Genomic DNA, 17,863 nt, shown 5'->3' on the forward strand with positions numbered 1-17,863 from the left:
AGCATGGACGGGAGGATACTCACATCCCTCATAGCAACGAGCAGACGGGTGATGGCGTGGGCCAGGAAGTTCCCAAAGAGGCGCTTCCTCTTCCATGAGCTCAAAAGCATAGATGAGGAGTACTACGTTGGTGTCAAAGGGATTCGCGGCGTTGGCAAAACCGTTCTTTTACTTCAGCTGGCAAACGAGACTGGAAAAAGTGTCTATTTTTCCGCGGATTCTACGCTTATCAAGCCCTTCTCGCTCTATGAGGTTGTGAAAGCTCTCGCAGAGATGGGATACAGGAACGTCTTCGTGGACGAGATTCACAGGAAACCTGGTTGGGCCGAGGACTTAAAGACGCTCTACGACGAGCATGAGGTGAGAATCTTCTTCTCCGGCTCATCGGCCATTGACTTGGTGCATTCTGGGGCTGATCTATCAAGAAGGGTCGTTCTGAAAGAGCTTCCCCCAGCTTCTTTCAGGGAGTGGCTCAATATCAAGAAGGAATTTGATGTTCCAAGATACAGTCTAAAAGAAATCCTCTCAAAAGCCTTTGACCTGACAAATATGTACACTGAATTCCACGCACTCTGGCGGGAGTACATGCGCGAAGGCGGCGTACTCTACCCGCGGAGCGGCTTTTACGATGCTCTTGACAACTCCATTAGAAAGGTTATCCTCGATGACCTCTCCGCGCTACGAGAGGTAAGCGTGAAGTACGAGACAGACGCGTTCAAGCTCCTCTACTTCATCGCCCGCTCGGCACCCTTTGAAGCGAACTACTCAAGGATAGCCAGGCACCTTGAGGTTTCGAAGAACATGGCGATTCGGCTCGTGGAAGACCTTTCTAAGGCAGGCCTTCTGGTTCCAGTGAATCCATGTGAAAGCCCCAGAAAGGAGCCCAAACTCTACCTAACAGTTCCTTTGAGGGAGTTCTTTGCCAAGAAAGGATTTGAGGTAAACAGAGGGGCCCTGAGAGAGGAGTTCTTTGTCAACCACCTGTGTCACTACGGCCTCTGCTACCTCAAGGGTAAGAGGGGTGAGAAAACGGCCGACTTCAAGGTTGGCGAATGGGTCATCGAAGTGGGGGGTGAATCTAAGGGCCGCTACCAGAGGCCTGACTACATCGCCGTTGATGGCCTGATCACAGGAAAAGGCAGAGTCCCGCTGTTCCTCTTTGGGTTGCTTTACTGAGTTACGATACTCCTTGTTAGAGATCCTATTGCAAATCAAACCAGTTTGTGTCTATGGCGAGGGTGGCTAGGCACTTACTGGAGGGGGCAGTAATATAAACAAAACCATCCCAATGCTGAAGGATACCAGATAAGCAATCATGCCGGCGTGAGATCTGAGACTCTTTCCAAGGAGATAAAACGATAGTACCCAAACTCCTATGACAAAAAAACTTTCGATTCCACGCCTTAAATATACAGGAAGGTATAAGTAGTCAACCACCCGGATCATCGTTATTATCCATCCTGTGTATAGAAGAGGAAATAGGGAGGGTACCGGGTCTATCTCATGTTTGTTCAGCTTTAAAATACGGAGCGTTGGCTTGATTCCCAGTACCCAGAGGAAAACCCTAAAAATCACGCTTATTATCAAAATTACGGGCATCTCATAGAACCCGGCAAGCTCGAGGGCGAGCATGTGGGGGGTATAAAGGAAAACGGCAATAGTAATGATCCTGGAGAATGTGAGGGGGGAATAAAACACCTGAAATGCCTATAACAGGAGCAGTACCATGAACCCCAAGGTGTTTTTTGAGTACCCCTTTTCACCCACAATTAACGCGAGTGAGAGGGAAAGGAAAAGCAATATCGCCAGTGAAAGGGTAAGAACATTAGACATGACTCCGGAGTTCGGTCTTCTTTCCTCTTTAATTCGGTCATAGAGGTACTCCTTAACTGCCTTCATACTTTTGTTCGCTAATAGGATCCCATCACCGAAATTATAGGGAGTAAGATATGAGGGGGAAATCCCGATTTGATTAAATACGGAGCAACAAAAATAAGTAAGAGGAGCGTTTGAAACAGAATAGAAGCCTTGAGTGTTCTGCCTTCCATAATTTACACCTCAGCCTCATGCTTCTCCACCACTTTTTCTGAGGTGACACAACCAGATTTAAACATAACCCCTCAGCTTATCCTGACAGTATTTCCTTATATTTGGTCGGCTCTATGAGCATTTTTTACCCCCTCACAGACCTGCATTTATTGATATTTAGGGTATTCCCCGGTTGCCAACCCACGACTCACTTCATCTACTCTCCCTTACTAAAAAACGTTTTCGAACGACCGGAGAGTTCACATCACCGGGCTGCCCCCCAAAATGTCCTCCAAACCCCACACCAGGTGGCCTTCCCCTCTAAGCCCCTCCTTTCCCTCAACGCTTTTAGCTACTAATCCGTAATACTTCTCCCAACCGTCCAGTCCAACAAGCTCCGCTTTCCTCTCAAGGTCTTTCAGAATTCCCCTCGCCTCTCTGTCACTCAAATCCTTCCACTTTACCTCAACGAACAGCGCCTTCTTTTCGCGCTCGTTTAGAGCAACGAGATCAATCTCCTCGCCCCTGTGCCACCATCTTCCAATCTTGGTGAACCCAAAGCCGGTCAGCTTTGTGAAGACCTCCGGCTTCCTCAAGAGGCGTTCAAAGACCGCCCCCATGTACTCGTTGAAGTCCTCCTTGGAGCGCTCCCAGACTTCCCTACTCATTCCGGCCTCAAGGTAGCTCCTGTTCGGGAGAACGTAGCGGAACCAGAAGACGAGATAGTTGTCCGTTATCGAGTACCGGCCCCGTTTTAAGGCCTCCTTCCTTGAGGCGGTAACCGGAACCTCCCGTTCCACCATTCCGAGTTTTTCAAGGACATTCAGGTACTTCGACACAAGGCTCTTCTCAAGTCCCGTGGCGTTCACTATCTCCCCGAACCTGCTTCTTCCGCTCGCAACCGCCTGGAGTATGGCGAAGTAGTTCGCCGGCTCCCTAACTTCCTCCTTCAGGAGTATCTCCGCCTCCTCGTAGAGGAAAGCCCCCTTGGAGAGAACCCTCTCCACTACGTTTTCATCGAAGCCTTTCCCCGGGTTGAATCGGAGGAGATAGGCAGGGATTCCCCCGAGGACGCCGTAAACCTTCACGAGCTCCTCGGTAGAGTAGCTTGGGAAGAACTCCCTCAAGCTCCAGAATGGCAGCTCACCAACCTTCCACTGGCCTGTTCTCCTGCCGTACAGTGGACTTTTATAGCCGAGAACTTCGGTCTCCATTGAGGAAACGCTCGACCCGCAGAGGATCAGCATCAGGTCGCCCTTCGAGAGCTCCATATCCCAGGCCCTCTGGATAAGAGAAAGCACCGGCTTATAACGCTCGATGAGGTATGGGAACTCGTCAATTATGAGAACCACCCTTCTCCCATTTACCCTCTTTGAAAACTCGATGAGGAGCTCGTCTACCTCGCTGAACTCTATCTTCGGAAACAGTCTATCTCCCAGAAAGTCACCCATCATCCTCTGGAGCTCGCGGAGATTGTCCATGTAAGGCTTCTCGCTCGCCAGAAAGTAAACGTGCTCCTTGTCCCTGGCAAAGTGCAGAAGAAGCTCGGTCTTCCCTATTCTCCTCCTGCCGTAGATTATCAGAAGTTCCGCATCTCCGGAGGCGTATCTCTCCTCAAGGAAGGCCAACTCCATCTTCCTGTCCACGAACTTTTGTCTACTCATGAGTATAATACTCGCGCTTCAACTATTTAAGGATTCCGGTCATCGAGGGATGGGAATAGATAAAACGCCTCTCAGAGGCCACTTGCGGGACGTCCTTAGGGCCTCAAAAAAGTTCACAAGAGCTCGAGAATCTTATCCTCCCCTCCCTGCAGCACAAGTGGCCTCGACAGGTGCTTCCTCGCATCGGGTGGGACCTCATAGATTTTCCTTTCAAGATCGCGCGGCACCTCGACGGCGATCAGCTTTTTCGGCATCTTGTAGCCACAGCGCTTGCACTTGAGATAGTCGCCCTTGCTCTTCATGGTTCCACCGCACTTCGGGCAGCGCGGCTTCTGATACTCCACCTTCGAGACGAGCTTGACCGGATAGAACTTCTCGAGGTTGAGCGTTAGAACGCCCTCGTGCTCCTTGACACCGCCGGCAGCTATGATTTCATCCCCGGGAAGAAGTTTGCGCACCCAGTTCCTGAACTTCTTGGTCGGCTCGAAGGCTGCCACCCTGATCTTCCCGGTTTCGTCCTCAAGCTCGAAGAACACGTGCCTCCCGCGCTCCCAGTATGGCGAAGCGACCCTTCCCCTAACCACCGCGCTGTCGTAGAGCCTCAGCTCGCCGATCTTCTTGGGAGTGAGGTGGTCGTCGGTGTTCTGGTTCGTCTTGTAGAGCTGGTAGAAGGCAAAGGGCTCCCCGAACTTCACCATCTCGAAGACCTGGAGGACTTTTGCCCTGTCAACCCCGCGGATTCCAACGAGGACAGGGTCCTTGCCGTGGGGTGTGATGAGAACACTCCTCTTGTAGGGGTCAACGTTGTCGTAGCTGAAGGGATAGGCCCACCTATCGGCCGAAAAGACGCTCTCCTCGTTTACCCGCCTGGGGGTTCCGAAGTTCTCAGGCTCCCTGTAAGCTAAAAGCTCGTAGGTGAACTTTTCCAGCGGGTAGCCGATGGCCGCGAGCGAGCCGATAACTCCCCTCCCGAGCTTGAACTTGAAATATTCAGCCCCAACAATTCTCGCAACTTTCTCTGCCTCCCCTATGGTCACATGCTCCCTTAGGGCCTTAAGGGAGAACTCCCTAAGCTTATCGGGAACTTCTCCCTCAAGGAAAACCACACCGGGGTTCGTGTTCTCGTGCTCAAAATCCGAGAGCTCCTTAACATAGGAGAGAACCGTGTCCTTGATTTCGGGGATGGTCTCCTCGTCCGCCTCGAAGGTCATAACGACTGCCCCGTTGCCGCGCGTCTTGTAGGGAATGTTCGGGTTGAGGCGGATGAGCCTTGGTAAATCCACCGGCTCCGCTACCTTGGACAGCTCACGGTAGAGGAGGGCTCCCAGATAGGTGGTGCACATGCCGTCCGGTGAGTCTGTGTCGTCAATCGCTATGTGGAGTCTCATGGTTGGAAGCTGGGGGAAGGCGTTAAAAGCTTATCCCCTCCACTCCTCCCTGAGGATGTCGTAGAAGAGTTCGTCAACGTAGCCGTAACCGGGAACGTGGACGTTCTGGCGCAGCTTTCCGACGAGCTTGAATCCGTTCTTTTCGAGCACCTTTCTTGAGCCCACGTTGGGTTCGTAAACGCGCGCGTAGACCTTCCTCAGGTTAAGCTCCTCAAAGGCATACCTCAGTGCCAGGCCCACCGCCTCGGCCATGTAGCCCCTCCTCCAGTAGCGCTTCCAGAGGAAGTAGCCGAGCTCGGCCTTGCCGTTCTTCGTGTCTATGTTGTGGAGCCCTATAACTCCCATGAGCTCGTTGCTCGTGTTGTTCACGATGGCGAAGACCTTGTGCCTCTCCTTGTTCTTACGGAGGTTCTCGTACCACTCGAGCTCGTCCTCGAAGTAGAAGACTTCCTCCGGCGCCTGAAGGAAGCGTCTAACTTCCCTGTCGTTGAACCACTCCCACAGCTTCGATAGGTCCTCCCTGAGGAGCAGGCCGAGTGAGACATTGTCCCCCACTGCTATAGCGGGCCGCCTCATGCGCACCACGGTATAACATCGCTCCCATCGTAATTAAACTTAACCGTTCCACCGGCGAAACTTTTAAACCCCTATGTGCGTATATTGGTTTGATGGAGAAGGAGAGACTTATGCGGATAGTTGAGAGCACGTTGCGTGCCACGGGCTTCAAGGTGGCCCGGATGGAGTTTAAGGGGTCGTGCTTCGACCTAGTTGCCAGTAGGATTTTTGCCCTGCTCTTCATAAAGGTGCTCCAGAACATTGACTCGATAAGTGCGGAGCAGGCGGAGGATTTAAAACGCCTCTCCAAGTTCTTCAGGGCGACGCCGCTGATAGTCGGGCTCAGGACAAAAAACGAGGAGCTTGAGGACGGAGTTGTGTACGAGCGCTTCGGGGTCTACGCCATAAACCCTCCCACGCTCTACGACATGCTCGTGGAGAACGAGATGCCGGCAATCTTCGCGGAGAGGGGCGGCTTCTACGTCAACATTGATGGCGAGCTCCTGAAGGCCTTAAGGGAGGAGAGGGGATACAGCCTCGGGGAACTCGCGAACCTCCTTGGAGTCTCGAGGAAGAGCCTCCAGAACTACGAGAAGGGGAGGAGCGCGGTCAGCCTCGAGGTGGCCGTGAGGCTCGAACAGATTTTCGATGCACCAATAGCGAGACCTATAGATATTCTGAGCGCGAGGGTGGAGGCGAACCTTGAGAGCAAGCCCGAAACGCCCCTTGAGAGGGAGATTTTCGAGAGGCTTCAGGAGCTTGGAATGGGCGTCATAAAGGTCAAGAGGGCGCCGTTCAACGCGGTATCGAGGGAGGACGAGTTCAAGATACTCACGGGAATTGACGCCAAGAAGACCTCCACGACGGTAAAGAGGGCCCGTATGGTGGACGAGGTCAGCAGGATAATCAACAGCGACGGCGTCTTCATACTCGAGCGCACCAAGACAGAGGTGGTTGGAGAAATACCCCTCATCCCCAAGGAGACGCTGAGCGAGCTCAGGGACGCGGACGAGCTCATAGAAGTAATAGAAGAACTGAAGAGGCAGATAAAGAAGAAGCTCCTTCAGAGGTGAACTGCCCTCGATAGGAGCACACGCACCGCGTAGGCCTGGGCGGTTTTTTCGAGCAGCCATGAGCGCAGGGCCTCGTCCCTCACTTCTCCCGCCAGCCTGAAGGCCCCCTCAACGTCCCCCTCCTCAAGGAGGGAGAGAACGAGCCTCCCAATGGCCATAGTCCTGTATGGTTCTTCCCGCGTTCCCTTCAACACCCGCAGGGCCTCGTTTACCTCGCCGTAGCGCAGGTAGGCCGTTATGATGGCCATCTTGCACTTCCCACTACCGCAGAATGGCTCGATTAGCGGGAGGGCCCTTCTGTAGGAGGCCATTGGATTGCCGGCTATGCCCGAGAGGAGCTTCACGATGAGTTCCTCCCCCGGCTCCTCCCCGAGGAGCGTCACAACGCTCTCGGGCGAGCGCTCCATGAGCGCGAGTATCAACCCCGCCCGGAGGCGGTCCTTCAGGTGGGGAGGGAGAGCCGCCAGGAGCCCACGGAGGAGGCCGGCTTCACCGGCGCGGGCGACCCTATAGAGGGCCCTCCTCACGACCTCATCGTAAACGCCCGATTCCCTCGCGCCCTCAATGAGCGTCCCTACCATTTCGGGAGGAGTGTTCTCGGCCAGCAGGAGCAGGGCCCTCTCCCTAATGGGGGCGCTCTCGATGTTTTCAAGCATTCTGAAGGCATCCTTTGCACTGTTCTCCCCAATGTATGCCCGAAGGAGGGTGAAGAACGCCCTTGAACGCTCATCTCTTCCCGGAATGTGACCGGCGATTTCCTCCGCCGTGCCGTAGTCGCCCATCTCAACGAGGCGCTTTACGAGCTTCAGGCCAAGGGCCGCCCTCTCGGGGGAGGGTAGATAGCCCATGATGCCGAGGGCAGAGGAGACGTCCCCTACCTCGATGGCAACATCAACCACCTTTCTCATGAGCGTGCTGTCCCCTTCGCGGCGTGCCATCTCCAGGAGCCCCTCTAGAACTGTGCGGTACTCCTCAAAGCGGGCCATCCCAAAGTACTTCATGATAACAAGGCCAGCCCGTTTGAACTGGCCCCCTTTGAGTTCACTCCACTCCCTAAGGGCGGTCTCCTTGATTCTTGAGTGCCGTGGGTCGCCGTGCTTTCCCAGAATGTATGCGATTTCCGCGTAGGTGCAGACCCGTATAAGGGGGGAGCTTATCCCCTCCATGATTTTATCGAGCATCTCCATTACAACCACCGGCCGGCTGGTGTCGCATTTATTTTGGCCGTCTGGTTTTATTAATATTTTGCATTATCTTCAGGGAACAGGGGAGATATGAAAAAATCGAAACTCACCGGAAGAGGACCTTCCTCCAGTTTTGCCTGATCACGTCCACGTACTTCGATGGTGAAGCTATCAGGACGGCCCATCTCGGGGTCTGGCGCCTCTTGAGGGCGTTAGCTAGAGGGGTAACCTTCGTGAGGGGCTGGACGCTCCCGTCGTGCGTGTGAACCCCTATCTCCGTGGACTTGAGCCTTGGCTCGCTGAGCATTAAATCCGCTATGCTGAACTCGAGGATTACCTCTCCCTCCTTCGCACCCACGAGCTCCGCAAGGGTTCTCTCGATTTCCTGCCTTCTCTTGATGTTCCTGTAGGCCGTTAAAAGCTCCCTCTTTTCCTCCGAGCTGAGTTCATCCGCGCTCGCCAGGACTGCAGCCTTGTAGAGGTTGCGGTACTTAACGCGTTGGACTATCTCCCTCGAGACCTCCAAATCCTCGAGTTCCACGAGAACCCTGCAGTCCGTCATCTTCCAGAAGTCCCAGAGGTGGCCCTCCTCGAGGGCGAACTCAAGGGCCCTCGTTAGCATCCCCTCGGCTATCTTCACCGTGTGGTGGAAGTAAACCCTCGAGTACATCAGGGAGCGCGCCACCATCATGCCTTCCACAGCTTCCACGCCTTTCTCATCCACCACGAGCTCGCCTTCGTGTATCTTCAGCGTCTTCAGTATCCTCTCGAAGTCAACTATCCCGTGCGCCACACCCGTGTAGTGCGCATCCCTCATTAGGTAGTCGAGCTGATCAACGTCCACGTCCCCGTGCAGGGCCTGTCCGAGGTAGTGCTTCCCGTGCCTGCCAAGGAAGAGTTGGGCCACCTCCTCCGGGGAGAGACCGTAGCGCTCAAGGACTTCGGGAATGCGCTCCCTGCCCTCGAGTTCGCCCTCTATTATGTCCGCCTTTCCGAGTATCATGTTCTGGCCGAGGCGCATGTGGTCGTATTCCTTCACGTAGTGCTCGTAAATCTGCTCGAAGGTGTGGCTGAAGGGGCCGTGGCCGATGTCGTGCAGTAAAGCCGCAACCTCAAGGAGAACCTTCTCATCCGCCGGGAGCTCGAGCTCCTCCGAGAGGCGCTTGGCAACGTAGTAGGCCCCGAGGGAGTGCTCGAAGCGCGAGTGGTTCGCCCCCGGAAAAACGAGGTAGGCCATGCCCAGCTGTTTTATTCCCCTGAGCCTCTGGAACTCGGGGGTCTTCACGAGGTCAAGGATTATGCCCTTAATCTTCATGCTGCCGTGCAGCGGATCGTGAATAATCTTTCCGTCCATACTCTCACCACTGAACTTTTTCTCAAAAGAAGTTAAAAATCTTGGCACTGTGACGACGGGCAAAACAAAAAGTTGGAGGTTAAAAGTCAACCCCCTTGATGAATATCCTCTTGGTCTTTCCGGGTCTCTGAGGGAGCCCCTTCCTGACCTCGGCGAGAGGGACGACCTCTATGAGCAGCTCGGCCTGCTTGGACTCCTCCACCTCGTAGCGGACGGGGTTGTTGCCCTCGTAGATGCGCGCCCTTATCTCGTCCTCTATATCGCGGGGCCTCTCGCCGCTGAAGCCCACCCTTATTATGGCCCTCGGCTTAGGATTATCCCTCGAGAGCGGTTCGTAGAGTATGACGAAATCGCTGAGGAACTGGTGGGAGAAGACGACCTCCATAACCTGGTCGAGGAATAGCTTTGCCCCGGCGAGGCTTACGGCGTCCTTTGTGCGGATGATGTTCCTTATCCTCCCGCCTTCTACGCGCGCGATGTCCCCTATGGCGTAGTTGAAGATTGGCAGCCCCGTGAGTTCCCCGTCGAGCATGATTTTTGTTATGTGCACCGCGTAGTAACCCTCATCTTCCGTCTCCGTGAGGGTCAGGAGGGAGTGAGGGCTCACAAAGTCTCCCGTGCGCTTTTTCGTTATAACGCGGTACGCCGGGGAGCCGTCCTCGGAGGTGCCGTAAACGTCCACGATGACGGCGTTGGGGTAGTTTTCAAGCATGGCCTGGGCCATCTCAAGCGTGAGTGTCTCCCCACCGACGAGGATTAGGCTTATGTCCTCCCTCACCTTCTCTGGAAGCCTGAAGCCGAGGTTGTAGACGGTTGTGGTGAGGCCGAAGAGCTGGGTGGGGTTTATCTCCTCAAACTCTCTGATTAGAAGTTCCCCCATCCTGAGGAGCTGGATTGGCAGCTGGATGTACCTCACATTAGCCTCCATGGCCTCAAAGGCCCCGAAACCCATCATGCCGGAGGCGGAGGGAAGGGGCGGGAAGAAGGAGGCTATTACATCTCCGTCCTCGACGTACTCCTCAACCCACGGCGTGAGCTGTCTCGCCACCCTCCTCTTGTCATCGAGGGTGAAGGGGACGAGTTTTGACTTCCCCGTCGTCCCGCTGGTCTTAAGGATGGTGTGAAACACCCTGCGCTCCCTGATGTAGTCCGGCCACAGTTTTTCCGTGGAGTACAGGTCCTTCGGGGTTACGTTAACGTCCTCGACGTGCTCTAACAGCATTTCAGGGGTCAGCTCTTCGGGTTCGATGCCCGCTCCCTCAAACCTTGCCCTCCAGAAGGGGCTCGATTTGAAGGCACTGCTCGCGGTGTAGGCGAGCTCGTTTAAGAGGTCTCTCCTACCAAGAACAAACCCTCCCATTGGCCAGCACCGAAAGAAGTCGGCACCATTCTATAAAAGATTAGCGGGATTCTCACGGGCGTTAATGGTCTCTTCAGTAACAGCCTCGCGGGTTATTTGCACAAATGCCGAGTGCTCTCAAAAAAGGCTTTTAAACAAAAAGAACGAATACGTGAGCATGGATTACAATAATATGACCTTCGGTGTGGAACCATTCCTTGTGGACGATGAGGGTATAATCAACCATCTTAGAGAAACCTACGAATTCCACAGGGAGAGGACTCCACACTGGCGCACCATAAAAAGTGACCCCTCCTTCGATGGGAGCCTTCGGGAGGTACTGGAAAGCATCTTCAACACGCTGGAGGTGAACCCTTCCCTGCTAAGGGAGGAGTGGCCCTCTTTTCTGCCCCACGGTTACAGGGGGAGGATCCGCTTTTACCAGTCATCTGGAACCACGGGGAGACGAAAGTTCGCCCACTGGGATGAATCATACGTGCACGTTCTCGTGAACTTCCTCAGGGAGGCGCTAGATAGGACGTACTCCCTTGGGAAACTCTACGAGGAGGAGCCTCCGAGAGCGCTGATCCACGGGCCCTACGGCTGGTACCAGGAGGAGATGAGCCATTTAATATGGTCCTACGGGGGCATGCTCTACTTCGTGGGGGCGGAGACGGAGGGCCTTAAGCAGCTTCTGGAGAGGGAGCCTGAAAGGGCCTATAGACTCCTCGAACCCCTCATAAATTACACGAAGAGGGTCATCATGGTGGACGATATAAACACCGTGAGAACATCCCCCCAGATGCTGGACCTGTTCCTCAGAATCAGAGATGATATGAGGGCCATCTTCCTGAGCGGAACGGCACTCGGCCACGAGACCGTAAAGAGGGTTAAAAATGAGTTCGAGAACGCAAAGGTTATCCCCCTGTACGGCAACTTCCTCTTCGGGGATGCGGTGGGTATCGCTGGAGAGGATGGGATAGTCTATTACCCCAACGCTCCCTTCACCCTGATAGTACCATTAATAAAGGAAGACGACGTATACAGAATAGCAAAGTACGGGGAGAGGGGCAAAACGGGTGTCATCGTGGCCAGGCCCGAACTTTTCGTTGTTATGGTGGAGGATGAGGAGGTAACGCGGAGGAAACCGCGTCCCCCGTTCCGGTGGGACGGGTTTGAAAACCCTTCACGGGGGACATGATATGGAGATGCCCTGGTGGATAGTTGCCGAAGGTATGCTTGTGCTGCTTCTTGACCTTGTAGCGTTCGGATTCCTTTTCAGGGTTTACCTTAAAAATAGGAGACGTTCCGCCCTCTTCATGGGGCTTGCATGGTTCTTTGATTTTCTGGCGATGGTTGCCGCGTTTTCGTTCCACGAGATCGCCAATTCTTTGCTGCTCGTTATCTTTTCAATCCTGATATTCCAGGGTACCATAGAACTCCTGAAAGAGGAGAACGGGAAACTGGCACTTGGCAACGCACTCGTGTTCTCCAGCGCCCCGGTACTTTTGCTGGTGTACACGTGGCTTTTCATAAGCTTCAAGAAACCTTTGATGGTCGCCAACCCCGTGGAAATCCTGGACGAAATCCTCGTGGCCATTGCATGGGTCAGTGCGGGACTTATGGCCTGCATAGGGGCGTTCTTCACGAAGAGACTTGAGTTCGTTTACAGCAGGAAGGCCACAAGGCTGTTCTGGGGACTCTTTTTCTTCGGTCTCCATCTGTTCCCCTATCCATTCTTTAAGGACGAACACTGGTACGCGCCCATAGGTCTCACCGCCTCTCTCATCCTCATAGCGTTCCTGACTGCTACCTACGTTTCCCTGGCCAATTCCGAGAAGTTCATGAGCCTGAAGCCCCATCCCACCGAGGTGCCCGAGCTCAAACCCGGGGTTATCGTGACCACGCGCGAGGAGTACACAACGCTCAAGGAGAAGCTAAAGGACGCGTCGGTTCTGGCGTTCACGCGCGATATAACAAACGTCCCCTCCACGTGGGTGGCCTACTTCATAACCACAGCGATAAAGGACGAACCAAACGCCATCTCCCCCACTGACCTCGCAAAGATGAGCGAGCTGGTGTACAACTACTACCGCAGGATGAGCAGCGCCAACGTCATGGGTGTCGTTGTCTTCGATGCGCTGGAGCACGTTATGATGTACAACGGTCTTGAGGTCACCCTCAAGTTCCTAAGCAAACTCAAGGACTTTGCACAGCTCTACAACGGGAGCCTCATCGTGGTGGCCGAGAAGGAGGCCTTTGAGGAGAAGGAGTGGAACCTCTTAATGAGGCTCATGGAGTAGTGGATTTATAAACTTCCATTCTCTACTCCTATATGCCCCCGCGCGAGGACTCGCCAGAGCAGTGATGGTGGGTGCGATGCGGGGGCTACAGCCCGGTCTTACAGCGAGGTCCCCACGGGAGGGCCTTCCGCGTTACGGAGCACGATGGCCGTGGGAAACCCAGACCGGGCACATTTCTCCGGCCCGCCCGGGTTAGCCCGCCCGAGGGTGCCTAAGGCTTCGATGAAGGTGGGTGTTACGGGCGGGCCACAAAAACCCAGAATCCTCGAGAATAGGCAATAAAAAAGAGGGGAAAGGGAACCTTCAGCGCACCATAACCCTCAGGTTCTTGAGCTTTATCACCACGCCGTGCTCCCTTCCCACCTCGCGCATGATGCGGAGTATCGTGTCCCGCGCCTCCTTCTTTATGGCCTCATCCGAGACCGTGGAGAACGAGCCGAAAAGGCCCTCCTGCGCCTCCCTTCCAAAGCTCACCTCGAAGGACACTTCCACGGTGTTGTTTACGATGTCCCAGTTCATCTTCAGCCACCTGAACTTCGTGCGGGGTATCGTGGAGAGTTCCCTCTGTATCGCGGACTTGAGTTTGTTCATGGCCGGCTCGATGCGGCTCTTGATGAGGGTCTGGGTGCTTTCCTCCTTCTTGGCCTCCGTGATAGCTGCAAGCTCCTCAACTCCGGCCTCCTTGAGGAGCTTCTCGACCTCCGCCTCTATGAGCTTCTTCTTTTCCATGATTTCCTTGACCTTCTCGGAGCTCTCGACCGCTGGCCGTGCCGCAGGAGCGGCCGGAGATGGGGCCCTAACTCCCGCAGGAGCCTCCTCCCGATCAACAACGACATCAACATAGTTGAGTTTTGTGGAGAGTCTTATCTCCCTTGAGAGGTTACGCAGATGGTTCTTTATTATGCCCTCCGCCCTGCTGGCGGCCGCCGCGTGTGATAGCGTTGGGGACTTGCCCTTGACGAAGACGTTGACCTCCAGGCCGGAGTTCTGGATCGCCGTTACCTCGAAGTGGGTAACCCTGAACTCAGGGGAATTGAGGTCCTTCACGACGTTCTTCGAGAAGGCCATGAAGAATGCCCTGTACTCGTTCGGGGAGTTGACGACTATCCTTGCCTCCTCCCTTTTACGCCGGGTTTCTGCCGGTTTCTCCGTGAACTCCTTGCCAACACCGCTTATCTCAACGTTGACCTTATCGAGGAGAGGTTTTAGCCCGGTGTTGCGCCCTATAACCGGGAGGTGCCTGTTGATGAAGTACATTACCTTTCTCTTGGCTATGCCCGCCTCGGTGCTCCCCCCGAGGCTCTGCCCCTTGAAGTCCACCGCGATGTGCACAACGCCGCTTCCTATGGAGGCGCGGATGATGGCTTCGGTCAGTATCACGTCCTTGAGCTTCTGAATCTCCTTCCCTATTTCCTCGAGGTACTCGTTGAGGGCCTCTGAAACGACCCCCTTAAGGGCAGCGGGTCCTTCAACCTCAATACTAACCCTGGTTTCCGGGACTTTCTCCTCTTTTTCTGCTTCCGCGGGCTTTGGTGTCTCCACCTTTGGCTCCTCGACCTTGGGCTTCTCGGCCTCCTTCTTCGCCGGGGGAGCTTCCTTTTTCTTTGGGGCCGGTGCCGGCAAAACTTGGGTTTCGGCCTTTCCTTCGGGTACCCGCCCCCTCATAAACTCCTCTACGTCAAGCTTTGGCGTGGCATTGTATAGGTCTATGTTGTCCGCGATGGATATCTTCAGGCTTATCTCATCGAGCCCGAAGACGTCCACGATCATGGGGTTATCCACCAGCTCCAGGAGCTTTTTGAGCGCCGCGGCACCCACGAGCTTCTCGCCGGTGTCAACTACCTCTCCCTCTGCAGCGATGATTTTCCTGCGCCCGATGAGAATAGTGAAGTAGTACTTCGCCGTCCGGTCCTTCGTAAATACCTTGAGAAAGAGCCCTGAACCCCGTTCCAGTGCCTCGCGTATCTCCCCCGCAAGACCCTCCCTGGACGTCACAACGATGTTTTCCTTCAATGGTTCCACCGAGGGAAGCTGCATTTCAACCACCATTACATATATATATTCAAACGCGCCTAAAATATCCGGACAGATTCCGTATAATTAGTACATCCCAGGAAGTATTTAAACATTGTTGTACCATAAAGGTGAGCTCCATGAAGGTGATAATACTCGGTGGGGGGGCCATAGGGCGGGCACTGGCCGATGCCCTTAAGGGTGAGCTTGAGGTAGTGATCGTGGAGAAGGATGAAATCCGGGCAAAGTCTCTATCCGAAAGCGGTTTTAAGGTGGTGGGTGACGATTTTGGATATACGGCCACCCTCCTCAAAGCGGGGATAGACACGGCTGATCTCGTTGTGATAACCTCCATGGACGTTGCCACGATAAAGAGGGCCGTTCAGGTCATAAGGACGAACAACCAGGACGTCCCGATAATAACGATACTTCCCGACGGGGTATCTGGGGAGGAGCTCCAGAGGGAGATAGAGGAGGAACTTGAGTTCGAGGCCAAAATCAACTACGGCATCTCCCCCAAGGACGCGCTCTCGAAGTACATCCTCGGCATAGTGGAGGAGTTCTCGAAGAGGAAGAGTGCCAACAAACTCCAGAAGAAGCTGCTCGAGCTCAGGGAGAGGGGTGAATCCATCCTCATCGTGATGCACGACAACCCTGACCCTGACGCCATCGGTGCGGCCTACGCACTCTCCAGAATAGCCCAGAACGCCGGATTTAAGGTGCGCATCGTCCACGGGGGAGAGATAACGCACCACGAGAACAGGGCCCTCGTGAACCTCCTCGGGATAGAGCTGATGAAAATCTCGGAGGGTTCCTACGAGATAAAGAGACACCCCTTCATAGCGCTCGTGGACTGCCAGCCAAACGGGAACGTGACGATACTACAGCCCGACGACCTCAAGAAGGTGGAGATACTAATTGACCACCACCAGATACTGGAGAGCCTAAGGGAGCGCATCTCCGAGGAGGCCTTCGTTGACATAAGGCCCGAGGCAAAGGCGTCCTCATCAATCCTCGTGGAGTACCTCAACGGTCTCAAGGTAAACCTCGATACCAAACTGGCCACCGCCCTCTTCTACGGCATCTACACCGACACGAAGAAGTTCTCAAAGCTGAGCCACATAGAGCTCGACGCCATAAAGCTCCTCGCGAACAAAGTGGACTACGAGCTTCTGGACAAGGTGGAGCACCCCGACATCTCGACGGAGGCCGCAGAGATACTCGCGAAGGCGATACTCAACAGGAAGACGTACAAGAACGTTGCCATATCCAACGTAGGTTTCATAAGCAACCGCGATGCGATAGCACAGGCTGCCGACTTCCTCCTGCGCCTTGAGGGAATCTCAACCGTCCTCGTCTTCGGAATAGTGGACGACAAGATTGAAATTTCCGCCAGAACAAACGACGTCCGTGTGAACGTGGGGAAGGTTCTCAAGGAAGCTTTTTCGGGCATAGGGAGCGCCGGTGGTCACGCCCAGATGGGGGGCGCGAGGATAAACCTCGGAATATTCACCCTCGCAAAGGACAAGAACTCACTCCTCCGCCTGGCAGAGGAGGCGATCACAGAAAAGTTTTTGGAGGCACTTGGAATAAAAGAGGGCTAGTCCTCCTTCGCCCTCACAAGTATTATGTCGCCTATGGCCGTGACCCTCTCGTAGGGCACGCCAACCTTTTCTCCCGGGAGTCCGAGGGCGAGAACCTTCCCGCCTCCCTGGCCGATTTCAATCAGGACCTCATCAACGTATCCCACGTAGTTGCCACGTGTGTTGTAAATCTGCTTTCCGTAGAGCCGGGACAGGCGCATCACCATTTTAATCACCGCTCTAAAATACCGTTCCGTCTTAATATAGTTTACGCTAACTTTATAAACCCAACTTAATAGCATCCATGGGTTCATGGAAACATTTTAATAGTATTGTCCTTCAGAGTATAACGATGGACTTAGTTGGCAGGTGATGAGCATGTGGGGAAGGCTTGAGCATTACTTTGATGAGTACCCGGTCAGGAAGCAGATAGCAAAGACCCTACTCAAGTACGGCCTGAGGGTAACGGACGACATGAAGATAAAAGCGGGCGACATAGAGGTTCCCTACACCAAGGTTGCCAAGGCACTCGACGTGGACAGGCGCGTCGTCAAGGAGACCGTGGGAATGATACTCAAAATACCCGAGCTCAGGGAGATTTACAAGAACCTCGAGCCCACCGTTCATATGAAGTACGTTGGAAGGCACGTGGGCTACGGCGTCATAGAAATAGAGCCCGAGCCGAGGGCCGTTGGAATACTCGCAAAGATAGCCCAGAAGATAGCGGACAGGGGAATAAACATCGTCCAGGTTGTTGCTGAGGACCCCGAACTCTATCCCGAGGCCACGCTCACCATAATCACCGAGAAGGGAATCCCCGGTGAGCTGATAAACGAGCTCTCGAAGCTTGAGGGCGTGAAGAGGATATCAATCTACTGAGCCCTCTTCTTTTTGTCCATGGACAGTTTTTTAAAAAGATACTCCGAGTTTTTGGCGGTGGTGGTATGGAGGACGTTGAGAGGGTTAAGAGGCTCTGCGCTTCCCTGGGCAGGGACGACCTCGTGAGGAGGATAGACTCCTTCGTGGGGATGACGAGGGCTCTTGAATCCAAGAGGGGAGAAGATTTCATAAAGCTCCAGGTTTACGGCTTCCTCGAGGGTATTCTCGTTGGGATTGGTGAAGCCGAGGAGCTGCTCGGGGAGATAAGGGAAAAGAGACGTGCCCTTGATGAGCTCTTCAGGAACCCCCGCGTCCAGCTTGAGGAGTGAGAGAGTGGATATCGAGTGTAACACAGTTCTTGACGTTCAACGATGTTGATTACACACCCTTCTGTTTAATTATGTAGTTAATTTAGTATGGGGGGAGAGGAGATATCGAGTGTAAAATTCTTCTCCCCGTCCCCTCTTTCACGATGGATGGTCCAAGGGACGTTTGAAAAA

At 54.2% G+C, this 17,863-nt stretch carries 16 protein-coding genes; 7 read left to right on the forward strand and 9 right to left on the reverse strand.

The annotated features are described in order from the left end of the window. Nucleotides 1–3: 3 nt before the first annotated feature. Complete coding sequence (locus PFER_RS02690) at nucleotides 4–1,176, forward strand: ATP-binding protein (protein WP_048148504.1); 1,173 nt, start codon at nucleotides 4–6, stop codon at nucleotides 1,174–1,176. Between the two features lie 66 nt (nucleotides 1,177–1,242). Here PFER_RS02690 and PFER_RS02695 read toward each other — a convergent pair whose 3' ends face one another. The 4 genes from PFER_RS02695 to PFER_RS02715 form a co-directional block, all read right to left on the reverse strand. After that, complete coding sequence (locus PFER_RS02695) at nucleotides 1,243–1,632, reverse strand: hypothetical protein (protein ID WP_157255023.1); 390 nt, start codon at nucleotides 1,630–1,632, stop codon at nucleotides 1,243–1,245. A gap of 656 nt (nucleotides 1,633–2,288) precedes the next feature. After that, entirely contained in the window at nucleotides 2,289–3,692 is a 1,404-nt protein-coding gene (locus PFER_RS02705; protein WP_048148509.1) for an ATP-binding protein, read from the reverse strand. A gap of 113 nt (nucleotides 3,693–3,805) precedes the next feature. Continuing rightward, nucleotides 3,806–5,080: a tRNA(Ile2) 2-agmatinylcytidine synthetase TiaS gene (tiaS, locus tag PFER_RS02710; protein ID WP_048148511.1), complete on the reverse strand. Its 1,275-nt coding sequence runs from the start codon at nucleotides 5,078–5,080 to the stop codon at nucleotides 3,806–3,808. A 30-nt stretch (nucleotides 5,081–5,110) separates the two neighbouring features. Next, entirely contained in the window at nucleotides 5,111–5,656 is a 546-nt protein-coding gene (locus PFER_RS02715; protein ID WP_048148513.1) for a GNAT family N-acetyltransferase, read from the reverse strand. Between the two features lie 92 nt (nucleotides 5,657–5,748). On the opposite strand from PFER_RS02715, the gene PFER_RS02720 reads away from it, so the two are divergent. Next, nucleotides 5,749–6,708, forward strand: a complete 960-nt coding sequence (locus tag PFER_RS02720; protein ID WP_048148515.1) for a transcriptional regulator — start codon at nucleotides 5,749–5,751, stop codon at nucleotides 6,706–6,708. Here the strand turns inward: PFER_RS02720 and PFER_RS02725 are convergent. From PFER_RS02725 to PFER_RS02735, 3 genes are all read right to left on the reverse strand, one after another. Continuing rightward, nucleotides 6,699–7,895, reverse strand: coding sequence for a hypothetical protein (locus PFER_RS02725; RefSeq protein ID WP_048148517.1), 1,197 nt, complete (start codon nucleotides 7,893–7,895; stop codon nucleotides 6,699–6,701). The two genes, PFER_RS02720 and PFER_RS02725, sit on opposite strands and share 10 nt — an antisense overlap. Nucleotides 7,896–7,998: 103 nt before the next feature. Continuing rightward, nucleotides 7,999–9,246 (reverse strand): HD domain-containing protein, encoded by a 1,248-nt coding sequence (locus PFER_RS02730; RefSeq protein ID WP_048148519.1) that lies wholly within the window; start codon nucleotides 9,244–9,246, stop codon nucleotides 7,999–8,001. A gap of 79 nt (nucleotides 9,247–9,325) precedes the next feature. Beyond that, complete coding sequence (locus PFER_RS02735) at nucleotides 9,326–10,606, reverse strand: AMP-binding protein (RefSeq protein ID WP_048148521.1); 1,281 nt, start codon at nucleotides 10,604–10,606, stop codon at nucleotides 9,326–9,328. Between the two features lie 157 nt (nucleotides 10,607–10,763). Here PFER_RS02735 and PFER_RS02740 point away from each other — a divergent pair, with 157 nt between their 5' ends. Continuing rightward, nucleotides 10,764–11,786, forward strand: a complete 1,023-nt coding sequence (locus PFER_RS02740; protein WP_048148522.1) for a hypothetical protein — start codon at nucleotides 10,764–10,766, stop codon at nucleotides 11,784–11,786. 1 nt (nucleotide 11,787) lies between these two features. Next, nucleotides 11,788–12,888, forward strand: coding sequence for a DUF835 domain-containing protein (locus PFER_RS02745; protein ID WP_048148524.1), 1,101 nt, complete (start codon nucleotides 11,788–11,790; stop codon nucleotides 12,886–12,888). A 303-nt stretch (nucleotides 12,889–13,191) separates the two neighbouring features. Here PFER_RS02745 and PFER_RS02750 read toward each other — a convergent pair whose 3' ends face one another. After that, nucleotides 13,192–14,925, reverse strand: a complete 1,734-nt coding sequence (locus tag PFER_RS02750) for a DUF2226 domain-containing protein (protein WP_048148527.1) — start codon at nucleotides 14,923–14,925, stop codon at nucleotides 13,192–13,194. A gap of 116 nt (nucleotides 14,926–15,041) precedes the next feature. On the opposite strand from PFER_RS02750, the gene PFER_RS02755 reads away from it, so the two are divergent. Further along, entirely contained in the window at nucleotides 15,042–16,505 is a 1,464-nt protein-coding gene (locus tag PFER_RS02755; protein ID WP_048148529.1) for a DHH family phosphoesterase, read from the forward strand. Here the strand turns inward: PFER_RS02755 and PFER_RS02760 are convergent. Next, nucleotides 16,502–16,711: a PRC-barrel domain-containing protein gene (locus PFER_RS02760; protein ID WP_048148530.1), complete on the reverse strand. Its 210-nt coding sequence runs from the start codon at nucleotides 16,709–16,711 to the stop codon at nucleotides 16,502–16,504. The genes PFER_RS02755 and PFER_RS02760 overlap by 4 nt on opposite strands. Nucleotides 16,712–16,862: 151 nt before the next feature. On the opposite strand from PFER_RS02760, the gene PFER_RS02765 reads away from it, so the two are divergent. Beyond that, on the forward strand, nucleotides 16,863–17,363 hold the full coding sequence (locus PFER_RS02765; RefSeq protein ID WP_048148531.1) for an ACT domain-containing protein: 501 nt from the start codon (nucleotides 16,863–16,865) through the stop codon (nucleotides 17,361–17,363). 65 nt (nucleotides 17,364–17,428) lie between these two features. Then, on the forward strand, nucleotides 17,429–17,692 hold the full coding sequence (locus PFER_RS02770) for a DUF3216 domain-containing protein (protein ID WP_048148534.1): 264 nt from the start codon (nucleotides 17,429–17,431) through the stop codon (nucleotides 17,690–17,692). Nucleotides 17,693–17,863 lie beyond the last annotated feature (171 nt).

The sequence above is a fragment of the Palaeococcus ferrophilus DSM 13482 genome (assembly GCF_000966265.1).
GTDB classification, from domain to species: Archaea; Methanobacteriota_B; Thermococci; order Thermococcales; family Thermococcaceae; genus Palaeococcus; species Palaeococcus ferrophilus.